Here is a 22,154-nt window from a genome sequence, read left to right on the forward strand (position 1 = left end):
TCCTGCTGTTTCAAGAAAAATGGGAAGAGCCCAGGTGGCTCTCCCCATTTTGGTTGTTCGGTTTGTCTGTCATTTACCAGTTAAACACCTGATCAAGTTCTTCATCCTCGACCAGGAAGGTGATGTCGTGCGGTGGCAGCTTTTCTTTTTTGAAATATTCAGGCAAGCGATCATCTTTGGAAGTCAAGCCGGCCGCCAGGTTAAATTCGCGTTCATTTTTCAGGATGGATTTGCCCAACTCGGTGACATCGTCAGCTGTCAGGCTCAGGCCATAGAACGCATTAATCATATCGATCAGCGCCTGAAATGTTTCCGGCTGATCCAGGACCGGGAACGCAACAAACAGGCACATGCCGGTGGCATCGACAGCCGCCGTTGCAATCTGCAGGTTTCTGGAAAGTTCAATTTGCCCTTCCGGTTTAAGCGCATCCACAGATCCGCCGATACCCATGATATTGCTGGCGACGGCGTAACCGGCGGTATGATCCGCGCCCATGGTGGCTGTGGCGTAGGTGACGCCGATCCCTTGTATGCCGCGAGGATCATAGGCCGGCATGGCCTGCCCCTTGACAACCGGGACTCTTTCAACGCCGAACACCTTACCCGTGACAGCAGCACCGCTGCCAAGGACACGGCCCAACGGCGTTCCTTCACCGACTTCTTTAACCAGCCGGATGGCGGCTTCGGCATCGCCAAACTCAGCCAGACCAGCTTCCATGGCCACTCCTATGGTGGCACCCATTTCAATCGTATCCAACCCGAAATCATCATCCAGGCGATCCAGCATGGCAATCGTATCTAGGTCATCGATACCGCAATTAGCGCCGTGGGACCAAACAGTCTCGTATTCAGGTTGTTTGGTCAGAAATTCTCCGTCTTTGGTACGAAATGTTCCAGAACAGCGAATGATGCAGCCGCGATGGCAACCGTGTGTTGAAGAGCCCTTGCCCCCACGGGCATCTTGCAACTCAGCCTGGGTTTCTCCGCTGATATTGCTGGCGCCTTTGAACTGGCCTTTTTGAAAGTTGTTAGTGGGATAGGCACCGGCTTCGTTAATGACGTTTGTCAATACATTGGTGCCGTATGCCGGCAGGCCTTCACCACTGACCGGGTGCTTTTTCAAACCGGCCACCCATTCTTTGTTGGCGGCTTTGAATGCATCCGGATCCTGAGGCTGTCGCATTTTCATGCCGGCTTCATCGATAACAATGACCTTGACCCCTTTGGCGCCCATCACCGCGCCGACACCGCCGCGGCCGGCGTGGCGGGTGGGTCTGAGTTCCATATCGGTGCAGGCAATGGACGCACCGGCCAATTTCATTTCACCGGCCTGACCGATGGAGATGCAGGAAATTTTTTCACCGTATTCAGCCTTCATTTTGTCGACCAGGTCGTAATTGCCGAGCATGCACAGGCTGTTGTCTTCCAGAATGTCAACGTTGTCTTTGTTGATGATAATTTTATAAAGCGTGTTTTCTTTTGGGCTGCCTTCCAGCACGATGGCGGCATACCCCAAGCGACCGAGCATTTGTGAGGGTTGCCCCCCGGCATTGGCTTCCTTGATGCCGCCGGTTAAAGGGCTCTTGCACCCCACCGATAAACGGCCTGACATGGCTGCTGTGGAGCCGCTCAACAGTCCCGGTGCAATGACCAGTTTATTATCTTCCCCCAAGGGGTGGCATAATGGCGGAACTTCCTTCGAAACGATGGCCGAGGTTAGTCCGCGACCGCCTGCCCCGGCATAGTCGCCCGGGGGCTCGGTTCTAACCGACGGGCCGCCGTCCGCTCCCATGTTGATTCTTAGAATCTTGTCCATGTGCACCTCCTTTTTTAGGTTAAAGAATAAATCCCACAAATCTGCCATATTTGGCTATTTAGAACGATTGATCCTTGAAAATGAATTGGCAGGTATAACCTCAATTTTCATATGCGGATTGAACTGTAATGTCAAGGTATTTACGGTAAGTGCTTGCCAAGTTCGCCTAAAATCCTCTATATGTATCCTGCAATCGATATGTGGATTGAACACAGGAAGGATATCCTCATGAAAATTTATCATTTTCCGTCGCGTTCGGCTGAGCAGCGGCTTGCCCGCATTGTCAAACGCGGTCTGGTGTTTCAGAAAAAAGAACTGGCCGCGGTCAGCCGCATGTGTGAAAATGTCCGCAAAAACGGCGATCAGGCGGTCATTGCCTATACGCGACAGTTTGATTCTGCGCGGGTCACTCTTCGTTCGATACAGGTGACTGAAAAGGAATTTTCAGAAGCCACACAAAAAGTGGATCGAACTTTTACGCGGGCATTAAACCGGGCGGCAGCCAATATTAAACGGTTTCATGAGCAGCAGCGGCGCCGGTCCTGGATGCAAACCGATCGTCCCGGAACCATGCTGGGTCAGCTCGTCCACCCGGTGGATGCCGCCGGCGTATATGTGCCCGGCGCCCGGGGAGGGGAAACACCTTTGGTGTCTTCAGTGCTGATGGGCGTGATACCTGCTAAAGTCGCCGGTGTTAAACAGATTGCAATGGTGACACCGCCGACCAAAGCCGGCGGCGTAAGCCCCCATCTGCTGGTGGCGGCCAAAAAGGCCGGTGCCGATGCCGTCTACAAGGCCGGCAGTGCTTGGGCTATTGCCGCTTTAGCCTATGGCACCGAGACGATTCCCAAAGTGGATGTCATTGTCGGCCCGGGCAACATTTATGTCACCCTGGCCAAGAAGATTCTAATGGGTACCGTAGGGATCGATTCGATCGCCGGCCCCAGTGAGATTCTGGTGATTGCCGATGATGGCGCCAGGCCTGATTTCATTGCTGCAGATTTGCTGTCCCAAGCCGAACACGATGTGCTGTCTTCGGCCATATTGATTACAGATTCGGCCCGCTTGGCGCGAGCTGTCGTCCAAGCGCTCGAAGCGCAGCTTCCAGAACTGGCGCGCGCAGAGATTGCCAAAGAATCGCTAAAAAAATACGGTGCGATCATCGTGGTCAAAACGATGGCGGATGCCATAGAAATGGCCAATCGCATTGCCCCGGAGCATCTTGAGCTGCATGTGCGGGATCCGTTTGAGGTCGTCGGCACCATCCGCAACGCCGGTGCCGTATTTATGGGCGATTATACCCCGGAATCGGTGGGTGATTATATGGCCGGTCCCAACCATGTGCTGCCCACTGCCGGTACGGCCCGATTTGCATCTGCTTTGTCGGTGGATAATTTCATCAAAAAGACCAGCGTAATTCAGTACTCGCAAAAGGCCTTTCGGCGTGAGGCCGCTGATATCATGCGCCTGGCGGAAATTGAAGGTTTGGGCGCACATGCCAAGTCTATTAAGGTCCGACTTTAATCGAACGTCAGGTATCGGGATAGGGGGATGGGAGCAGTCCAAAGACCATTACTGAACGTAAATGTGAGGTTTCTTTGCATCAAGCCACCTTTTTTTGATGCAATCATTTCCAGTGAAATCACTGTTTGCCGAGTTTTTCGCGGATACGCATCGGGCAAGGCTCATCGCTGCCGTACACTTCGACATAGGCGTTGTGAGAGGGGCAGCCTTTTTCCCAGTGCTCTCTGACTTTTTTGCCGAGAAAGGAATTCGGATATTTACGGCCAATATTGCAGGTAGGGCAGATCTTGCTCCATCCGGCTATCACTTTTTTCATTTCCACAAGAGCCTCCTTTTGTGACTGTCGTTTCCTGGCTACTCTTTAATCACCAGCGTGCTTTGGCGCCGGCGGTCGACCGTTAACTGGGTGACATCCGGACGGGCATAATGGCCGCTGGGATCAAAATTCTGTCTTTCTTCGCGTATCTGCTGGTAGTCAATTGTTGCGGTCAAAAGCACTTCCTGGTCAACCTCCGGTTCAATGATGAACTCACCATCCGGACCTGTCAGACAGGATCCACCGTTGGCCAGAGTATCGGGACAGTCCTCCAGAATCCTTTCCAGGTGCGGTGTGTCGGCCGGAAAATCTTGTAACCGCATTAGCCCGGAAACTGAGATCACAAAGGAGCGGGATTCCTTGGCGATAAAGCGAGTAATATCGTAAGTGTTGCGTAGGTTGCCGGGCCAGATGGCCACATGCAGATCTTCACCCTGGGCATAAAGCGCCGTGCGAACCAATGGCATCCAATTTTCCCAGCAATTTAAACCGCCGACGGTGAAAGCTCCCAGTGGATGCACACGCAAACCGTGCCCATCGCCAATTGACCAGGTTAGGCGTTCTTCATAGGTCGGCATGAGCTTGCGATGGACAGACTCGATGCTGCCCTCTGGATTGACATAGACCAGCGAGCAATACAGGCTGTGACCGCCGCGATCAGCGGCACGCTCGATGCACCCCAAAACCACTGCAATTTTATGGGTGGCAGCGGTTTTGCAAATCGGATCCAAATGACCGGCCTCAATTTGCACCGCCTGTTCCATATAATGGGCATGGATTTCTTTTTGCACCGCTGAATTAAAGCGCGCGCCGTCAGTCAGCTCGAGCCAGAAGGGATAACCGGGCAACAGGGCTTCGCCAAAGGCCACCAGTTGACAATTTTGTGTGGTGGCTCTGGTGACATAGTCTAATATTTTTTCGAGCGTTTGGTGACGATCCAGCCAGACCGGTGCGATTTGCGCCAGCCCGACCGTCAATAACTCTGATGAACTGTAATTTGACATTTGAGGGATAAAGACTCCTTTGAGGTAGTGTTTGGTTAATCTGTCGGTAAACCTTTTATATGGGCTTCAAATCGGGTACTGCCGCTGGCGGCATAACGGTCGCCATCTGCTGTGATGACATCCCCGCTGTCAATCAGCAATTCACAATGGCTGATAATTTCGTTGGTTGCCATTAATGCGCCAAAACCTTCCAGTAGACGGTCGTCAAAATGCTCGGCGGCTATCTCCTCGGCGGATTTGGGTTTGCCGTTTAATATTTCGATGATGGCACCGCAGCGCTCGATGTGGTGGGCGAGCAACTGTCGGGATCGTTCTGCCAGATCAATCGGGTTCCAGCGCTCATTGTAGTATAAACGATGAGCGGGCAGCACCAGCAATCCCGGATGATCATCGGCAATTTTAATCAAGGTCTTCAAGGATTGGATATAACGGCTTAAGCCAAAGATGGCCGCCGCATCCGTGTAGGTCGGTTTGAGGACATCAGCGACCTCAGCGAACATGGCTTTGCGGGTCGGCCAAGGTGAAATATCGGGTAAGACAATATCGCCCACGATGATGGCCTCATCCCCCAGCCGAACGGCCAGACAGTCCGGGCTGTGACCCGGCAAGTGGTAAGCGCAAACCTTGGGCGCCAGTTGGGTCTGGCCGTCAGCGATCACCTCCACCATTAAACCCTGCAGCACCCGGTGATAGTCCAGGCAATTTTTAGCATAAAAGGACTCGGGCATAAAACAGTGCCAGCATTTGGCCGGGAAATGTTTCTTAGTTTGTTCAGGTGACTGAGCCGGGTAATGTCGAATCAGCTGATCATAAATTGCGTGGGCTTTGACCTTGAGTTGGGTGGTCTCGATCAACTCGGCCAACCCACCGTCATGGTCTTCATGGCTGTGGCTGATCAAAACAAAATCCAAATCGCTGTGGCCGACGCCCGCCACCTCCATCATGGCCAGCAGTCGATGGCCCTGGTTGAATTTGCCCGCATCCACCAGAAACTGACGGTCGGCCATGACGGCATAATTCCAGGTCGGCCCCAAATCCCAGTGGCCGCCGTATGTATTTTTCGTCGGCAGACCGAAGATTTCAAGCCCGGATGGCAACCGAAAGCGTACCACCATCTCATTGCCGCTACTATCGCCTTCGCTTATCATTTCCGCATATTCGATCAAGTTTGGTTCCTTTCGATTTCAAACGGCGACTTCACTTTTTAGACTTATCAAATGGCAAAAGGCTAAGGGCAAAGCGCTTAACCACTGTGCGTTAGTTAACGAGTACGAGGACGACGACGAGTACGAGCGGCAACTTTGACTAACACTCGTCCTCGTTTTTTATATAGGTTCATAGTTTTTCGATTAAATGACAAAGCAGTCGCACCCCGAACCCGGTGCCACCGGGGCCGCAATAGGCATTGCCTTTTTTGCTGTAAGCCGGGCCGGCAATATCGATATGGGCCCAGCGGGTATTTCCGCTAAACTCAGATAAAAACAATGCGGCCGTAATGGCGCCCCCCCAGCGGGAACTAGGCATATTGTTCAGATCGGCAAAATCACTTTTGAGCAGCTCTTTGTAATCCTGGGGCAACGGCATGGGCCAGCAGCGCTCATGGGTTTTGTTGCCGGAGGCCTGGATGGCTTCTGACAGCTGATGATCCGCTGTAAAGACACCGGCGATTTTTTCCCCCAGCGCAACCACACAGGCACCGGTCAGTGTGGCCAGGTCGATCATCACTGCCGGTTTGTGTTTCTTGACCACATAAGACATGGCATCGATTAAAATCAAGCGGCCTTCGGCATCTGTATTGCCGATTTCAATGGTTTTGCCGGCATGGCTGCGCACAATGTCGCCTGGCCGGGTGGCGGTGCCCGAAGGCATATTCTCGACAATGGGGATAGCGCCGATGATATGGCGGCCGGTTTTGAGCCGGGCCTGTGTGATCAGGGTGGCTGCCACCACCGCGGCTCCTGACATATCGGCTTTCATGCCGGCCATGCTGCCGCCGGTCTTGATGTTGAGGCCTCCGGAATCAAAGGTCACCCCTTTGCCTACCAGGGCAAGGGTTTTTTTGGCATTGGGCGGCTTATGCTCCAGTATCACCAGGCTGGGTTTGCTCCGGCTGCCGGCGGCCACCGCCAGCAGAGCGCCAAACCTATGTTGCTTTAACTCTTTTTCGCGCAACACGCGGGTTTTAAGACCATATTTGCGGGCCTGATTAACAATGGCGCGGGTCAATTGCTCCGGTGTCTTGTCGTTAGATGGCATACTGATCCAGTCGCGTGCCAGGATGGTGCCGGCACAAGTGGTGCGGACCCTGGGGGCGATTGATCTCAACCTACTGGCTGCCTGTGGTTTGACCCAGAAGTTGATTTGTTTGAGCGGTTTCTTTTTCTTTTCTCTTTTGTACTTGTCAAATATGTGATTTCCCAGACAGGCTCCTTCCATCATGGCTTCGAGCACATCCGGCGTTTCTAATTTAAGCGTTGCGGCGGTCGGTACAGCCATCCATAGGGAATCAAAGCCGGCTTTGATACAGTGGTTGACGACTGCGCCGCAAAAGGATCGCAGCATTTCCAAATCGATTTTCTTTAACTTTCCCAACCCCACGCAGATAATTCGTTGGGCGGCAAGACCTTTGAATTCGTAAAGTGTCACACGATCGCCTCTGTCGGCCTTAAATTCTTTAAGCGTTAACGCCTTTTGGATGACGGCGTTGATCGATCGATCATCGTGGATTTTTTTGTCTGCACATACCGGCACGACAAGGGTATCGATTTTTTGGGTCTTCAGCGCTACCGTTTTGAGGCTTATCATTTTTGGTTGCTCCTTTTCATGGCTGCAGATTGAGGTGCTTATGATTACGCACAACCTGAATTTTGCATGGAAATTAATGAGATAAAATGATTTTTATCCATTATTTTTATTTGGTATTTTGTTTTACATTTTTAATTTACTTAACTCATTATATGGATGTGGTCCCGACTTCTCATTAATTTTCATGCAAATTTCAGGTATAAGACTTTATGCCGAGTTCGAACCAGAAGCAAGTTCTTTTAATCTGCTGACGGTATCCCAATTAAATGCTTCCGATTGGCAGGGAAGGATTGAATTGTTGGTAAATATCGGGTCGGCTGCCAAATCATAACGCGATGCGCTTTTGGCTGCTGGCCACATCGCGGTATACGGAATCGGTGAGTAATATGCCAGGATGGGCGTTATTCCTGCGGCCCGAACCACCTGAATCGAGTGTTCAACCGCAGCCAGATCCTGCCCGGGCAATCCTAAAAGCAGGTAAGCGCCAACCTGGTCTGAGGTAAAACCGGCTGCTTTTAAATACCCGGCAGCTTGCCTGAAATCATCTTGGGTTACCTTGCGGTCCATGTCTTCACGTTCCTCGAATTTAACTGTTTCCAATCCCAGACGCAGGGTGGTAAAGCCGGCGTCGAACATTAAGCTTGCCGTTTCAGCGGTCAGACCGCGAATATGGACGGCGTTGGGAGTGTGAAAGCGAAGGCCAAGATCGGACCGGACAATTTTTTCCAGCAGCGGCACGGCATGTTGCTGGGCGTCGACTAAAAAGGCATCGTCGTACAGCACAACATCGGTAATGCCATGGGTGTGATACCAAAATTTGATTTCTTCGAGGACCGATTCCGGGCTGCGCCACAGCCGGCTGGGGCTTAGAAAATGGGAAGCGCAGTAGGTGCATTTAAACGGACAGCCGCGTGAGGTCATCAGGGGGACATAATTGATGCAGTTTTGCAGATCATAGGCGGGGTAAGGGTATGAATCGAGTTGTTGCGGGTCAAACCGCGCGGTCACCTTGAACCCTGTGTGTTGGGCGACGATGTCAAAGACAGCATCTTCTGCTGCGCCAGTGACAACGTCATCTGCGCCGGCGTGTTGGCGGGCATGATCTCTGCACAAACTGGCATAAATACCGCCTAAGATGATGGCCGTCTGCGGAAAAATGTCACGCAACATGGCGATGGTTTCCTGAACACCGCCATACCAGTAGGTCATCAAGGAGGTCACCATAATCAAATCAGGTACCGGTATGTCCTTCAGATCTTGCGCCAGCCAGCCGGGTTTGATCCCGTAACGGCAAAAGCGGCGTTGCACATCATCAAGTCCCTGCGGCTTGTTAATGGGTGTCTTCAAATAGGGCCCACGACCCCAGCGTGCAGACGGGTCGCCGGGCGCTGCTTGGGGGTGAAACCGGTCGAGGCAATCGATGTAGGACACCGATATACCATGGGACCTGAGCAAAGCCGCCAGGGTAAGTACCCCCAATGGCTTGGCCCAGAAGTCATAGGCGGCGAAATCATGAATCCAGGGGTTGATTAGCAGAATATGGGGAACATCAGGTTTCATCGGAGGGAAAATACACCATCGAAGTTTTCTTTAGTTCTTCACGACTGAACAGCAGGGTGTAATCTTTTACGGAGGTGGCCCTGGACATTTTACGCGCCGTCTCCTGGCATGCCTGCTCATCGTTGGCATGCACCATGGTATAGAGGTTATATGGCCAGTCAGCGGTGGGATTGCGTCGGTAGCAATGAGACACCTGACGAAAGGAGGCCATTTTTTGTCCGACTTCCTGGATACGATCCTCATCGACTTTCCAGGCCACCATCGCATTAGCATTAAACCCGGCACGCTGATGCCGCAAGGTGGCCCCGAAACGCCGGATAACACCGCGCCGGCTGAGATCCTGCAATTTGTCTAACAACTCTGATTCTGTGATTGCCAGTTTTTCGGCAATCGCAGCATACGGGCGCTCGCTAATCGGCATATCCTCCTGGATCGAGGCGATTATCTTTTTTTCAAGTTCTGTCAGCATGTGGTGCCTATAATTGATAAGATATCAAGTTTCGGGTGTCAGGTGTCAGGGTACCGGCTTGTTATATCCAAAACTGAAATGTCTCTGGAGCTAATTAAGATCCTTAGGCCACAATGTCAATGAAAGGCCCTTCGGGCCGGTTGCTGACACCTGAACACTGACACCTGACACCTGATTTTTGCGGCTACTCCAAACATTATTTTCCTCGATGAAAATATTCAGGGAACAACTTCCCGATTGCTTCGGGCGTCGCCTTGCAGATACCGCGTTCAGTGATAAAACCGGTCACCAGTCTTGACGGTGTGACATCAAAAGCATAATTGGCAGCAGCGCTATCGGCCGGGCAAATGAGCACACGTTCGTTTTTGTTGTTGGCTAAACCCTCAATATAGCGGATTTCATCCGGGTCTCGCTTTTCAATGGGGATTTCCTTGACGCCATCCTTAAGATCCCAGTCGAAGGTGCTGGAGGGCAGGGCCACGTAAAAAGGGATGTTGTTGTCTTTGGCGGCCAGCGCCTTTAAATAGGTTCCGATTTTGTTGGCAACATCCCCGGTGGCGGTCGTGCGGTCTGTTCCGACGATGACGATATCCACATCTCCCTGCTGCATAAGGTAACCGCCGGCATTGTCGGTGATAATGGTGTGTTTGACACCGTGTTTGCCCAGCTCCCAGGCAGTCAGGCGATTGCCTTGATTGAGCGGTCGGGTCTCATCGACCCATACATGCAGGTCAATCCCTTGGTCAAAAGCAGCATAGATGGGCGCGGTGGCGGTACCGTGCTCGATGCAGGCCAGCCATCCGGCATTGCAGTGCGTCAGCACATTGACCGCTTGGCCCTGTTTGCGCTGACTGATCGCATCGATCAGCGGCATGCCGTGCTCACCGATTTGTCGGCAGCGCTCAACTTCCTGTTCCGTAATGGCAGCAGCCTGATCTTTGGCAATGGCAATGCGCTTTTCCGACTGGCGCGCTTTCATTATCGCGGCGAAAACACTGTCGACCGCCCAGGTAAGATTAACTGCCGTGGGCCGGGCAGATTTGAGGCGGTTGCACTCGGTGGCCCAGTAGGTGTCATCAGCAGCATCCGGGGGCGCATTTAAGGCAACCAGATAGACACCGTATGCACCGGTGGCGCCAATCAATGGCGCGCCGCGCACCGCCATGTCTTTAATCGCTGAGATGGCATCATCAACGGTTTTGAGATCGATGAGCACCAGTTCATGCGGCAGGCGCCGCTGGTCGATGATCTTGACCGTTTGTTCATCCGGGCTCAGCCAAATGGTCCTGAGATCTTTTCCATCAACTTTCATGTTCAATCTTGTTGGTTTAAGGTTTCCCGTCTACGCTATACCGAGCTAAGCCGAGGCAAGCAGGTGTCAGGTATCAGGTTTCAGCAAAATGCAGAATCAAGGTCGTTTATGGCCTGGTCCTAATCTATGGCTCATTTTTCAGCACTCAGTCCGGATCTTTTGGTACTGACACCTGAACACTGACACCTGACACCTGTAAGCTTAAGCACCGCAGTTACAATGGGCGACGAACTACGGACATCGGACAGCTGCTTAATTACATCTTCGCCAATGCAAAATCGGTCTGGACCTCACCGAGCAGAACATGGCGTTTGAAAACCTGCCGCATTTTATTGGCATCCATGAGTTGATACACTATGGGCTCACTGTCTTCGACCTCAATGGTGACATTGGGTTCACTGGAGCACATTCCCATACATCCTGAGGCCACTACGCGGATATCCTGACGGTCTGCTTCCGCCATTTCTTCCATCAGGGCACTCATGACATCGCGGGCGCCGGCGGCGATGCCGCAGGTTCCCATATGCACGGTGACCTTGATGTTGGCGGGGCCATCTCGTAGTGAGGTTTCCTTGGCGGTTTTTTCTTTGATCTTTTTAAGATCATCAATGGATAACTTTGCCATGTGCTGCCTCCCCTGATGTTAAGGTGAATTGTCACTTGTTGCCAGATCGGCGAGCGAAGTTCGGATCGATTCGGTTAGATGGTGAATGAACACCGGGTCGGACAATGAAAGATCCTCCATTTCCGCTCGAATTTCACGTGTATCCAGACTAAATTCTCTGCCATCGATCAGGTGCGAATAAACAAAATCGATTTCCGGGTTTCCAATGATAAGGGTTGTCACCGTGGCTGCCATGTCCCCCAGAGGGGCACGATCGATATGGCTGTGCTGAAAAGTTGTTTCAACCTCTGTTCCTTTGCCGGGTTCTGTGTCGACCCGTAATTTCCCTTCGCAGCGCTCGGCAGCGGCAGCTAAAAGCGACAGTCCCAGTCCGACCCTGCGTGTGGTACGGGATGTGATAAAGGGGTCGTTGATATTTTGCATTTTTTCAACCGGCATCCCGTGACCATTGTCTCGAATCACAATTTTAAGCTGGTCTGCCTTAAGATCTTCTTCAACCTCAATCCAGATACAGTTGCCTCCGGCAGTAATCCCGTTTTCGACAACGTCTAAAATATGTAACGATAGTTCTCGCATTTAACTTATAATATGACGCCCTTCCGTACCGGTGAATGCCATCGTTAGTTCCTCCAGGGAAGGCGCTGCCATAATGAATTCGGTCCACACCTTACCGATATCGTGTAAAAAATGGGCGTCTGAAGCTGTTACACAAGGATAATCGCCAATACCCGGCACCTCTGTTCGTGCTTTTTCAAGGGGCACGCGGTAAGATACCTCTACAGCGTCTAATTGCAGATCTTCCGGGATAAATCCCAATTGACCGATTAAGCTGTAAGACGGGCGATCCACATGAGAGCTGATACAGATACCGCCGATATGATGGGCTTTTTGCACAATATCCATAAGGCTCAGGCCTGTGGCGCCGATCAACAGGCGCGGATTTTCGCCCAGGACCTGATCGTGCTCATCAGCGATCACCTGATGCCCGAACACCTCCGGCTGATTATTTCCACTCAGATGCTTATAAATATATTGCTGCATATTTATGGCATCTTCTACGCTTTTGAAAAGCGTGACCATGTGCACTTCTTCTCTGGAGCAGATTTCCATACCCGGCAAAACGGCAATACCCTGCCGACGGCCCTCGCGCATGGTTGCGGCAGCGTTCTCGGCTGTATTGTGATCACAGATGGCGATTAAATCAAGTTGTTGCTCAAGACTCTTTTGAATAATCTTTTTGGGACTCATATCCCAGTCGCTGCAAGGTGAGAGGCAAGAGTGAATATGGAGGTCGGCTTTGATTTTCTTTAACACCAGTTCGTCCTTTATCCGTACAGCATTTCAACCTGCTGGGCTCACTCTGTATTTCCAATTCCGGCGCTAAAAAGCCGGCCGGCCAGTTGAAATGACGAATCTGGCCACTGCAAAATAGGAATGCCTTCCTGGTCCGCTTTTTGGATGGTTTCCGCATCCGGTTTCTGGCCACTGGTAATAATTATGGCGGCCATTTCACGCAGCACGGCCACCGCCACAATATTCTGATGCCCCTGAATGGTCAGCCAGGCGCATCCGATCGGTGCGTTTCCCATAATTTCACTTAACAAATCGCCGCAATAGCCCTCGTTGACCTCACGGTCAAGTCCTTGTTGCCCACCGGCAACTTCAAGATCGAATTTATCTACCAGGTCTTTGACCAACATTTTTAGCAGCATCCTTTCTTCTCGGTGTGGCGGATTTGCGTTTCGCCTTGCTTTGGGCATCGATAAAAAGACAATCTTTCAAAGCCGCTTGACCCCGTACCACATCTTCGGCAAATGTACGGCAGTCCGGTGCCCCGCACGCGGTGCAGTCGGTCCCTTTAATCAGTAGCATCACTTTCTCAATTTCTTGCATTGAATCGATGGACAGCGCCTTTTTGCGGGCACCAAACAAACTGGTCAGTTTGGATGGGTCTTTCTCGCTTTGAAATTCGCCTTTTTCATACATTCGCAAAATGTTTTCACGATGCAGGCGTCTGCCGAGACCATATCGCTTGATCATTTTTTGGACCGCACTTTTGGCGAGATACTTATCGATAGCGTTTAGCACCCCGCCCAGGCAGCCTTCTCGGCAGGTCCGGAATTCAATATACTCGATATCCTGAAACAACCCCATCTCAATTTTTTCTAAATAGCTAATCGTTTCTTCCATCCCTGAAACTGCCAAAGATCGCTCGATATCCATGTCAGCGATTTCTCCACCGGACATGCCCCACATGGAGGCGTTGCCCGTGGCACAGGTCTCGTATTCAAAGCGGGTTTGATAAAAAGGAATGGCATCCGCCGCCTTGATTTGCTCCACATGTTTTATCAGGTGCGGATAAATGTCGTTGATTCCAAGCGCTACCTCAGCAGGTGCGGTCTTTTTGCGAGCAGGCAGGCATGCTGGATCTTTTTTGGTCGGGCAGGGATTGATGTAGTATAAAACAACCTCCTGGCCCTTATCCAGATATTCGGGAATAAGTCGCCGTTTAACCTCGCGCGCCATCAATGCCACCGGCCGCAACACCGGTAAGACATTGGGCAATAGGCTGGGAAATTTAAATGCAATCAGCCTGACCACGATGGGGCAGATCGGTGAAATCAGGGGCCATGGAGCCTGCTCGGACGCGCGGTTGCGACTGATGAATTCCTCGGTGGCACACTGGAACATTTCCAGAAAATAAGACATGTCGATGGTGTGCTGAAAACCCATCTGACGCAGGCCCAACAGCACATCTTTGGGCATCACACCGGGAAACTGCGCGTAGAGAACCGGTGACACCAGCGCAATGGCGACCTGGTCCTTATTCAGAATGTCAGGACCTTCGGTTGCTGCACTGACGGCGCGTTCACGGCAGATGCGAATGCATTCACCGCAACCGATGCACTGGTCCACAATTCGAACAGCCTTCTTTCTTTTGATGCGAATGGCTTTGGTAGGACAAACCCTCAGACATGACCCGTGGCCGGCACACAGGTCCCGGTCAAAACGGACAAAGCAAGTCGAGGTATGTCTTTTGCTCAATCTGATGTTCCTTTGTCAGGGATAAAAAAAGTCATTCGAACCACGGTCCCATTGTTTTCCGGGGATTCAACCTGAATCCGATCTGAATTTTTTTTCATATTCGGTAAACCCATGCCGGCGCCAAAACCCATCTCACGATGGTCATCATTGGCCGTTGAATATCCGGCCTGCATGGCCAAGTCAATATCGGGGATGCCCGGGCCATCATCGGTGACTTCCAAAATTAGCTTGTCGCTGTCCACTTCAATGCTCAGGGTGCCGTCCCCGCCATGCATGACGACGTTCATTTCGCTTTCATAGCCGCAGATAGCGACCCGCCGAATCAAGCGTGGATCGAAATCCATTGATTTTAGCAGGTTTTGAACGTTAATCGAGGCTTCGCCGGCCCGAATAAAATCTCTGCTTTTAATGGGAAAGCTTTTTTTTAGCTGGGCCATTTTTAAATTTCCGGGTGGTGCGGTCTTTCAGGCGGGACGGTCACTGAACATTGTCAGATTAACGTTGTCCGTCAAGCCCAACAAGATTGCACGCATGCAGTCTGCCGCAGGAGACAAACATTGAATACGGGCTCGATATAAGCGGTATGCCCTGTTCTTTGGCCATGTCGATCACTTCCTGGGGCGGCTTTTTCTTTCTGACAATGACTACCGCCCCGACGCCGGCTACCATGGCCGTACGAATGACCTGGATGGTCGTCAAACCGGTTAATAAGACACAATCTTCGGAAACCGCGGCCAGCACATCGCTCATCAGATCACTGGCACCGCATCTGGTGATGACTTCATCCAGTTTGTCCTCACCGGTTAAAAGGGTTGCATCGAGCGCATCAACAATTTCGGATAGCTTCATATACCGATTCCATTTTTCATTTAGTTAATGAGGGCGTGTGGTATTTCACCAGCCGGCTAAAAAGGGCAAAAATTAAACATACCGAACACTTAAGGCTCACAAAGTATAGAGCAAAGGGATTTCAGTGTCAATGATAAGTCAGGCTAAACACTGACCCATCACACATATAAAGAGACAACTTCAAATTTGTTCACATCGATCAGACCTTTGTCCGTCAGCTTTAATGCCGGGATGACAGGCAGCGCCAGAAATGACAGGATCATAAAGGGATCGGTTAAAATGCAGCCCATTTCTTGAGTGACATCGATTAAGGCATCCAGCTGCCGTTGCACCCTGCTGACCGGCTCAAAGGACATTAACCCGGCTAGCGGCAATGCCAGACGTGCCAGAATCTTTCGGTTTGATGCAGCTGCCAAACCACCACCCATATTGACAACGGCTTCTAATGCGGTCTGCATATCTGCATCGGTAGCGCCGACAACGATGATATTGTGGGAATCATGGGCGACACTGGATGCCAGGGCGCCGTGCTTTAGGCCGAAGCCTTTGACAAATCCCTTGCCGATATTGCCGCTGGCGCTGTGGCGTTCCACAACTGCCAGCTTCAATAAATCCCTTGATGGGTCGCTGACGGCCTGAAGATTTCTGATGGTCGGCTGTTCGATGCACTCATGAGTAATCAACTGATCCGCCACGAGTTCAATGACGCGTATGTTTTTATTATCAGCCGCAATGCTGAAATCAATTGTATTCAAATCCACATGCATTGAAGGGGCAATCGGCGCCGGCGCCGGTGCCTGTATATGGGGCAGGATCTTTCCGTTTTCGGCGGTCACAACACCGCGGCAATATACCTGTTCGATCACCGGTTTTTGCAAATTGGAAAAGACGACCAAATTAGCCTGTCTGCCAGGGGCAATGGCGCCCAGATGATCAAGACGAAAGTATTCGGCCGGATTCAGTGTGGCCATTTGGATGGCCAAAATCGGATCCAGACCCGATCCTATGGCTTCGCGCACGATTGAATCTATATGGCCCTCTTCGATCAGGTCATGGGGGTGGCGATCATCGGTGCACCACATCATACGTCTGGACGTGCGATCATTTACAGCCTCCAGCAATGCCTTTAAATTTTTAGCACCGGTCCCCTGGCGAATCATAATGTGCATTCCAGCAGCCATTTTTTCTCTGGCTTCCTGCGCGGTGGTGCACTCATGATCGCTTCTGATGCCAGCGGCGATATAGGCATTCAGTGCTCTTCCATTAACACCCGGTGCATGCCCGTCGATCGGCTTACGGTGTCTTTTGGCCATATCGATTTTGGCCAGAACATCCGGGTCGCCAAAAATGACGCCCGGATAATTCATCATTTCAGCCAGGGCCACAACTCTTTTGTGGCTAAAAAAGGGCTCAAGATCTTCGGCCGTCAGGCGGGCGCCCGCGGTTTCCATATCGGTGGCCGGCACGCAGGAGGGCAAGGTAAAATAAATGTCGATCGGTTGGTCTTCGGCTGCCTGCAGCATATAGGCAATGCCGTCTGTGCCCAACACATTGGCGATTTCATGGGGATCGGCGGCTACGGTCGTGGTGCCGTGCACGACGATGGCCCGGGCAAATTCGGATATGCATGTCATGGCGCTTTCAATATGAACGTGGGAATCAATAAAACCGGGTGCGACATAGCGCTTGTTTAAATCCACAATTTCCTTGGCCTCATATTGGCCACATCCGACGATGATACCATTGCTGATGGCAAGCGCCTGCGGGACAATTTCGCCGGTCATGACATCGACAATCTGTGCATTGGTTAGCAGCAAATCAACGGGTGTTTCACCGTGAGCGGCTTTGATTATGTCGGTCAAGTTCATTTTAAGTTTCCTTTAAATAAGCAGCTCGTTAGTCTTATAAATTTCAGGTTTCCTCAACAGAAAGGTTTCAGGTGTCAGCCCCAAAATTGGTGTCAGGTTTCGGGTGTCAGGTGTCAGGCCTTTGGTGTCCAATGCAGAGTCTTTGCTATTCAACAGCTCTAATAGACGTATGTTTGCACTGGCTCGGGGTTTTGTCTTAACTTCCCTGACACCTTAATCCGCCTGCGGCGGAACACCTGAAACCAGGCCTTTAGAACTCATCGGCTCTTTTGAATTTGATCGGCAATCTCGTTGACTTTTGACATAATCTCTTCAACATCCAGGCTGAGAATCTGTCGATTGCGCACCAAAACTTGTCCGGCGACCACGACATCACGTACATCGGCGCTTTGTGCGGTATAGACAATATGTGATGCCGGATGATACATCGGTGTCAAATGCGGGCTGCGATGATCGATAACGATCACATCGGCCTGTTTGCCCACTTCAAGAGAGCCGATCTGGTGATCCAGACCAATGGCCCGGGCACCACCGATGGTGGCCATCTCAACCACGGTTCGGGCATCCATCGTAGTGGGGTCATGTGATTGTGCTTTGTGGATCTTGGCGGCCATGTCCATTTCGTGGAACACATCAAGGTTGTTGTTGCTGGCGCATCCATCGGTTCCAAGTCCCAGCGGTATACCGGCCTTTATAAGCTGGGGTACCGGTGCAATGCCGGCAGCCAATTTGGCATTGCTTTCCGGGTTATGCGCAATACTGGCCTTGCGTTTAACAATGATGTCAATGTCGTCATCTGTAAGCCAAACACAATGAACCAGCAAGGTGTCTGCATCCAGTACCCCCAGGTCATCCAAATAAGCAATGGGTGTGCTTCTATATTTTTGCTGTATCTGCCGGCACTCAGTTTGGGTTTCGGCTGCATGAATTTGAAAACACAGGCCGGCATCAATGCAAAGCGCTTTGGCTTTTGTTAAGGTTTCGCCGCTGCAGGTATAGGCTGAATGACAAAATACCGAAGGCGTGATCAAAGCGGATGCGTGCTGCCACTTGGAGACAAATGCCCGGGAAGCCTTTATATTATTTTTAGGATCCGGCACGCCGGGCGCCGGAAAATCAATTATCCCCTGGGCCAATACCGCACGCAAACCACTGGTTTCCACAGCCGCTGCCACCTGGTCTTCAAAAAAATAGCCGTCACAGCAGGTGGTTGTTCCCGAAAGCAGCATTTCAGCGCATGCCAGCAAGGCACCCCAACTTACATTGTCAGGTTGAAGATGGGCGCTTTCAGCCGGGAAAATATGTTCGTTTAACCAGCTGTCCAATGGCAGGTCGTCGGCCAAACCGCGAAAGAGGGTCATGGGAAGATGGGTGTGACTGTTCACCAAACCCGGCAACACGATCCCACCATTGGCGTCAATCGTCTCAGTTGCTGGCGGCGGTGACTGATCAGCAGGCAGGATATCGAGGCGTTCAATAGTGCCCGCTTTGATGCACAGCAGACCGTCAGGAATAATATCAAAGCGCTCATTGACGGTTACAAAAGTACCGTTATGGATGACAAGATCGTAGGGCATGGGATCACGTTACCTGAACAAAGATCCAATTCTGTTATTTAGTGGCTATGATATCCTGTGCGATTTGGTTGACCTCGTCCATAACCCTGCCGAGGTTCATGGTCTTAAGCTGTCCGTCATTCATTACGATTGTGCCGTTAATAATAGACGCACGGACGTCACTTCCCATGGCTGCATAAACCAGATGCGAAACCGGACTGTACATTGGCGTCAGGTGGGGTTTGTTGGTGTCGATGATGATAAGATCTGCTTTTTTACCAGCCTCGAGGGAACCGATAACCGAATCCATACCCAAGACCGCAGCACTTTTACGGGTGGCCATTTTGAGAACTGTTTGCGCATTCATAACGGTGGGATCTAAGGTTTTGGCCTTATGGAGTTTGGCCACTGTGTCCATTTCCAAAAAAAGGTCCAGGTCATTGTTGCTTGCGCAACCATCGGTTCCCAATCCCACGCAGATGCCCTCATCTATCAGCCTGGGGATTGGCGCCACACCGGATGCCAATTTCATGTTGCTTTCGGCATTGTGTGCGACTTTGACATCAAAACGTTGCAGTAGGGCGATATCGTTTTCCGTCAGCTCAACACAATGGCAAGCGACCACATTGGGAGCCAATAGCCCAAGTTCAGCCATATGTTCCACCGGTGTCCGACCATATCGCTCTTTGACTTGCTCAATTTCGCTTTTAGATTCAGCTAAATGGATGACCAGTGGCAGCGCAAATTCCTGGGCCAGGTCAAATGCCTTCTTAAGTAATTTCGGCGCACACAAATAGACCGAATGCGGTTCTACAGCGATATTAATCAATGGATCATCCTGCCAGGTATCGATCATTTTGCGGGTATATTCAAAACCATTGTCAATGGGGCCGTAATTGGGCGAGTCGAAATCATACAAGACTTCACCGACCACCGCGCGCATACCGGCATCATGGGCGGCTCGGGCAACGGCATCCTCGAACAGATACATGTCGCAGAAGCAGGTGGTGCCGGACATGATCATCTCTGCGCAGGCCAACAGGCTGCCGGCGTAGACCATCTGTTCAGTTAGCTTGGTTTCTGCTGGAAATATATGATCATTGAGCCAGGTCATCAATGGCAGGTCATCTGCCAGCCCTCTAAAACACGTCATGGCAGCATGCGTATGGCTGTTGATCAGTCCGGGCATGACAATTCCGCCCTGGGCATCGATAACCTCGGATGCGCGCCAATCGGAAAATTTTTCTGCCGGACCAACTGCCGCGATGCTATCCTTGGCGATAGCAACTGTGCCATTGACGATGGTGGTGTCATTGGCATCCATTGTCAGGATGGTTCCGTTTATGATCAGGATATCAGCGAATTTCGGTTTCATAAATTCGTTTGGCAACTCCTTTAAGGATCGCTTCCAGCAACGGCGCTGCTTTTTGAGCGACAGCGATGATTTCTTCAACGTTGGCGGGAACCGGATCTGCAGGGTTGTGAACATTGGTAATCGTCGACAGCCCCAACACCCGCAGGCCACCATGGACGGCGGCGATGACTTCCTGCACTGTTGAAAATCCAACAGCCTCCGCTCCAATGGTTTGTAAAAACGTGACCTCCGACGGGGTTTCAAGGGCCGGCCCTATCAGACCGACATAAATGCCTTTCTGGTACTTTATTTTAGCGGCATGAGCCGTTTCTTCGGCAAAAGCGATGAGGTCAGGGTGATAAGCGCGGGACATATCCGGAAATCGGGTGCCCAGATGGTCATCGTTGGGGCCGATCAACGGATTGGTTGCAGTCAAATTGATATGGTCATCAATTAACATGATGTCGCCGGCGCTAAATTTGGGATTCAGACCACCGGCGGCGTTGGAAAGGAACAGAATTTTGACGCCAAGTTGTTGCATCAGGCGAATCGGATAGGTGACTTCGAGCGGGCTATAGCCTTCATAGAGATGAAAGCGGCCCTGCAGGGTGATCATCGGGCAACCGTTGAGTTCACCGACCAGCAACTGGCCTTTGTGAGATTGAACCGTTGACAGTGGAAAATGAGGGATGTCTTTGTATTTAACGGTTAGATCAATCGACATCGATTCGGCACTTTCACCCAGACCGGTACCGGTCAAATAACCGATATACGGTCTGACCTGGGTCTTGCCTTTGATGAAAGCGGTGGTTTCTGCCAGATGCTGCATTAAATTTTGCATGGCTTGCCTCTGCGGTTTCAGTTTAAACATACCTGAGAAAGATGTCATTTTAGTTCAGCAGATAGCAGTCGTCAAGCCATCAGATATGATGGCTCAAAACAGGATGTTCTCATTGACTTTTTTATGACATTGTGACATACAAACTCCCTTGATCCTGCCCCGCTTTTATTGTGTAATGGGTGACCAAATTATATGTTTGGTAACGTTTCAGCTTTATCGTATCTGTCATAACCACGAGCAAACGAGGGAGATCTGCCCATGGCACCTGACACCCGTCCTGACCATCCCGAAATTTCAGATGAAATGTGGCCTAAAATCGATGACATCATTTCTACCAACTGCAATGTGCCCGGTTCAATCATTGGTGTTTTGAGAGAATGCCAGGATGTGGTCGGCTGGTTGCCGGTGGAGCTGATTGACTATATCAGCGATGGTCTGAATTTGTCCCGCAGCGAGGTGTTTGGGGTGGTTTCATTTTATTCCTTGTTTTCCCTGACGCCCAAGGGCCGACACCTGATCAAAGCCTGCTTAGGTACTGCCTGTTATGTAAAAGGCATTAAAGAAGTGATGAGCCGGATCGGCAATGAATACCAGCTTGAAGAAGGCAGCACCACCGAAGATCGTCGGTTTTCACTGGAGGCCGTCCGATGCCTTGGGGCATGCGGTCTGGCACCTGTCGTGGTCGTAGATGAGGATACATACGGTGATGTCAAAGCCGACAAGGTTATCGAAGTGCTGGAAAAATACGAGTAGCCGACAGTGTGGCGCTGATGAAATTATCTGAAATTCAAAAGATTCTGGATGCCACTGTTCTAACAGGAGAAGATCAGCTGGATCGCAATGTCGTGGGTGCCGGGGGCGCTGATTTAATGGCGGATGTGCTGTCGGCGGTCGCCAAAGATGCGGTTTTGCTGACCGGCCTGACAACCGAGCAGGTGTTGCGAACCGCCAAGGTCGCTGATGTTGCAGCGGTGGTGTTTGTCAGGGGTAAAAAGCCCGATACACCCGTTATCGAACTGGCAAAATTTTATCAAATGCCCGCCTTGATGACAAAATATTCCCTGTTTGTTGCCAGCGGGCGATTGTATGTCAATGGACTTCGTGGATTGGATGGTTCGTGGTAAGTAAGAAACATTGAATATTGATAATTGTATAATTGAGGAATTCTATCCTTTTTGATATTTCGAACTCTCAATTAAAAGTGTTCCAT

At 51.2% G+C, this 22,154-nt stretch carries 22 protein-coding genes; 3 read left to right on the plus strand and 19 right to left on the minus strand.

Going from position 1 to position 22,154, the window contains the following annotated elements; translation table 11 throughout:
- Positions 1-73: 73 nt before the first annotated feature.
- Positions 74-1,816, minus strand: a complete 1,743-nt coding sequence (locus QNJ26_05550) for an aldehyde ferredoxin oxidoreductase C-terminal domain-containing protein (protein MDJ0984990.1) — start codon at positions 1,814-1,816, stop codon at positions 74-76.
- A 228-nt stretch (positions 1,817-2,044) separates the two neighbouring features.
- On the opposite strand from QNJ26_05550, the gene hisD reads away from it, so the two are divergent.
- Positions 2,045-3,340 carry a histidinol dehydrogenase gene (hisD, locus tag QNJ26_05555; GenBank protein ID MDJ0984991.1) on the plus strand — a complete coding sequence of 432 codons (1,296 nt, stop codon included), beginning with the start codon at positions 2,045-2,047 and terminating at the stop codon, positions 3,338-3,340.
- A gap of 118 nt (positions 3,341-3,458) precedes the next feature.
- Here the strand turns inward: hisD and QNJ26_05560 are convergent, their stop codons facing one another.
- The 18 genes from QNJ26_05560 to QNJ26_05645 form a co-directional block, all read right to left on the minus strand.
- Positions 3,459-3,656 (minus strand): hypothetical protein, encoded by a 198-nt coding sequence (locus QNJ26_05560; protein ID MDJ0984992.1) that lies wholly within the window; start codon positions 3,654-3,656, stop codon positions 3,459-3,461.
- Positions 3,657-3,694: 38 nt separating this feature from the next.
- Positions 3,695-4,660 (minus strand): carbon-nitrogen hydrolase family protein, encoded by a 966-nt coding sequence (locus tag QNJ26_05565; GenBank protein MDJ0984993.1) that lies wholly within the window; start codon positions 4,658-4,660, stop codon positions 3,695-3,697.
- 35 nt (positions 4,661-4,695) lie between these two features.
- The gene (locus QNJ26_05570) at positions 4,696-5,826 is read right to left on the minus strand and encodes an MBL fold metallo-hydrolase (protein MDJ0984994.1); all 1,131 of its coding nucleotides are present in this window, start codon (positions 5,824-5,826) and stop codon (positions 4,696-4,698) included.
- A gap of 169 nt (positions 5,827-5,995) precedes the next feature.
- A complete protein-coding gene (locus tag QNJ26_05575) occupies positions 5,996-7,465 on the minus strand; it encodes a leucyl aminopeptidase (GenBank protein MDJ0984995.1) in 1,470 nt (489 codons plus the stop codon).
- Between the two features lie 207 nt (positions 7,466-7,672).
- Positions 7,673-9,025, minus strand: coding sequence for a radical SAM protein (locus QNJ26_05580; protein ID MDJ0984996.1), 1,353 nt, complete (start codon positions 9,023-9,025; stop codon positions 7,673-7,675).
- Positions 9,015-9,494: an Lrp/AsnC family transcriptional regulator gene (locus QNJ26_05585; protein ID MDJ0984997.1), complete on the minus strand. Its 480-nt coding sequence runs from the start codon at positions 9,492-9,494 to the stop codon at positions 9,015-9,017. The genes QNJ26_05580 and QNJ26_05585 overlap by 11 nt, the downstream gene beginning before the upstream one ends.
- 196 nt (positions 9,495-9,690) lie before the next feature.
- Positions 9,691-10,806, minus strand: a complete 1,116-nt coding sequence (gene mtnA, locus QNJ26_05590) for an S-methyl-5-thioribose-1-phosphate isomerase (protein MDJ0984998.1) — start codon at positions 10,804-10,806, stop codon at positions 9,691-9,693.
- 256 nt (positions 10,807-11,062) lie between these two features.
- On the minus strand, positions 11,063-11,431 hold the full coding sequence (locus QNJ26_05595) for a (2Fe-2S) ferredoxin domain-containing protein (GenBank protein MDJ0984999.1): 369 nt from the start codon (positions 11,429-11,431) through the stop codon (positions 11,063-11,065).
- Between the two features lie 18 nt (positions 11,432-11,449).
- Complete coding sequence (locus QNJ26_05600) at positions 11,450-12,007, minus strand: ATP-binding protein (GenBank protein MDJ0985000.1); 558 nt, start codon at positions 12,005-12,007, stop codon at positions 11,450-11,452.
- Entirely contained in the window at positions 12,008-12,745 is a 738-nt protein-coding gene (locus QNJ26_05605) for a PHP domain-containing protein (GenBank protein MDJ0985001.1), read from the minus strand. It abuts the gene before it with no gap.
- Between the two features lie 41 nt (positions 12,746-12,786).
- A complete protein-coding gene (locus tag QNJ26_05610; protein MDJ0985002.1) occupies positions 12,787-13,131 on the minus strand; it encodes a DRTGG domain-containing protein in 345 nt (114 codons plus the stop codon).
- Positions 13,106-14,476: a [Fe-Fe] hydrogenase large subunit C-terminal domain-containing protein gene (locus QNJ26_05615; protein ID MDJ0985003.1), complete on the minus strand. Its 1,371-nt coding sequence runs from the start codon at positions 14,474-14,476 to the stop codon at positions 13,106-13,108. Before QNJ26_05615 ends, QNJ26_05610 begins: the two co-directional genes overlap by 26 nt.
- A complete protein-coding gene (locus QNJ26_05620; GenBank protein ID MDJ0985004.1) occupies positions 14,473-14,913 on the minus strand; it encodes an ATP-binding protein in 441 nt (146 codons plus the stop codon). The genes QNJ26_05615 and QNJ26_05620 overlap by 4 nt, the downstream gene beginning before the upstream one ends.
- A 58-nt stretch (positions 14,914-14,971) precedes the next feature.
- On the minus strand, positions 14,972-15,325 hold the full coding sequence (locus QNJ26_05625) for a DRTGG domain-containing protein (GenBank protein ID MDJ0985005.1): 354 nt from the start codon (positions 15,323-15,325) through the stop codon (positions 14,972-14,974).
- 158 nt (positions 15,326-15,483) lie between these two features.
- Positions 15,484-17,193 (minus strand): adenine deaminase, encoded by a 1,710-nt coding sequence (ade, locus tag QNJ26_05630; GenBank protein MDJ0985006.1) that lies wholly within the window; start codon positions 17,191-17,193, stop codon positions 15,484-15,486.
- Positions 17,194-17,450: 257 nt separating this feature from the next.
- A complete protein-coding gene (locus QNJ26_05635) occupies positions 17,451-18,770 on the minus strand; it encodes an amidohydrolase (protein MDJ0985007.1) in 1,320 nt (439 codons plus the stop codon).
- A gap of 34 nt (positions 18,771-18,804) precedes the next feature.
- Positions 18,805-20,124: an amidohydrolase gene (locus tag QNJ26_05640; GenBank protein MDJ0985008.1), complete on the minus strand. Its 1,320-nt coding sequence runs from the start codon at positions 20,122-20,124 to the stop codon at positions 18,805-18,807.
- The gene (locus tag QNJ26_05645) at positions 20,105-20,944 is read right to left on the minus strand and encodes a purine-nucleoside phosphorylase (protein ID MDJ0985009.1); all 840 of its coding nucleotides are present in this window, start codon (positions 20,942-20,944) and stop codon (positions 20,105-20,107) included. The genes QNJ26_05640 and QNJ26_05645 overlap by 20 nt, the downstream gene beginning before the upstream one ends.
- Positions 20,945-21,202: 258 nt before the next feature.
- Between QNJ26_05645 and QNJ26_05650 the strand changes: the two genes are divergently transcribed.
- Complete coding sequence (locus tag QNJ26_05650) at positions 21,203-21,697, plus strand: NAD(P)H-dependent oxidoreductase subunit E (protein ID MDJ0985010.1); 495 nt, start codon at positions 21,203-21,205, stop codon at positions 21,695-21,697.
- A gap of 17 nt (positions 21,698-21,714) precedes the next feature.
- Positions 21,715-22,068 (plus strand): DRTGG domain-containing protein, encoded by a 354-nt coding sequence (locus tag QNJ26_05655; protein ID MDJ0985011.1) that lies wholly within the window; start codon positions 21,715-21,717, stop codon positions 22,066-22,068.
- Positions 22,069-22,154: the final 86 nt, after the last annotated feature.

The organism is Desulfobacterales bacterium (assembly GCA_030066985.1).
Classification (GTDB): domain Bacteria; phylum Desulfobacterota; class Desulfobacteria; order Desulfobacterales; family JAHEIW01; genus JAHEIW01.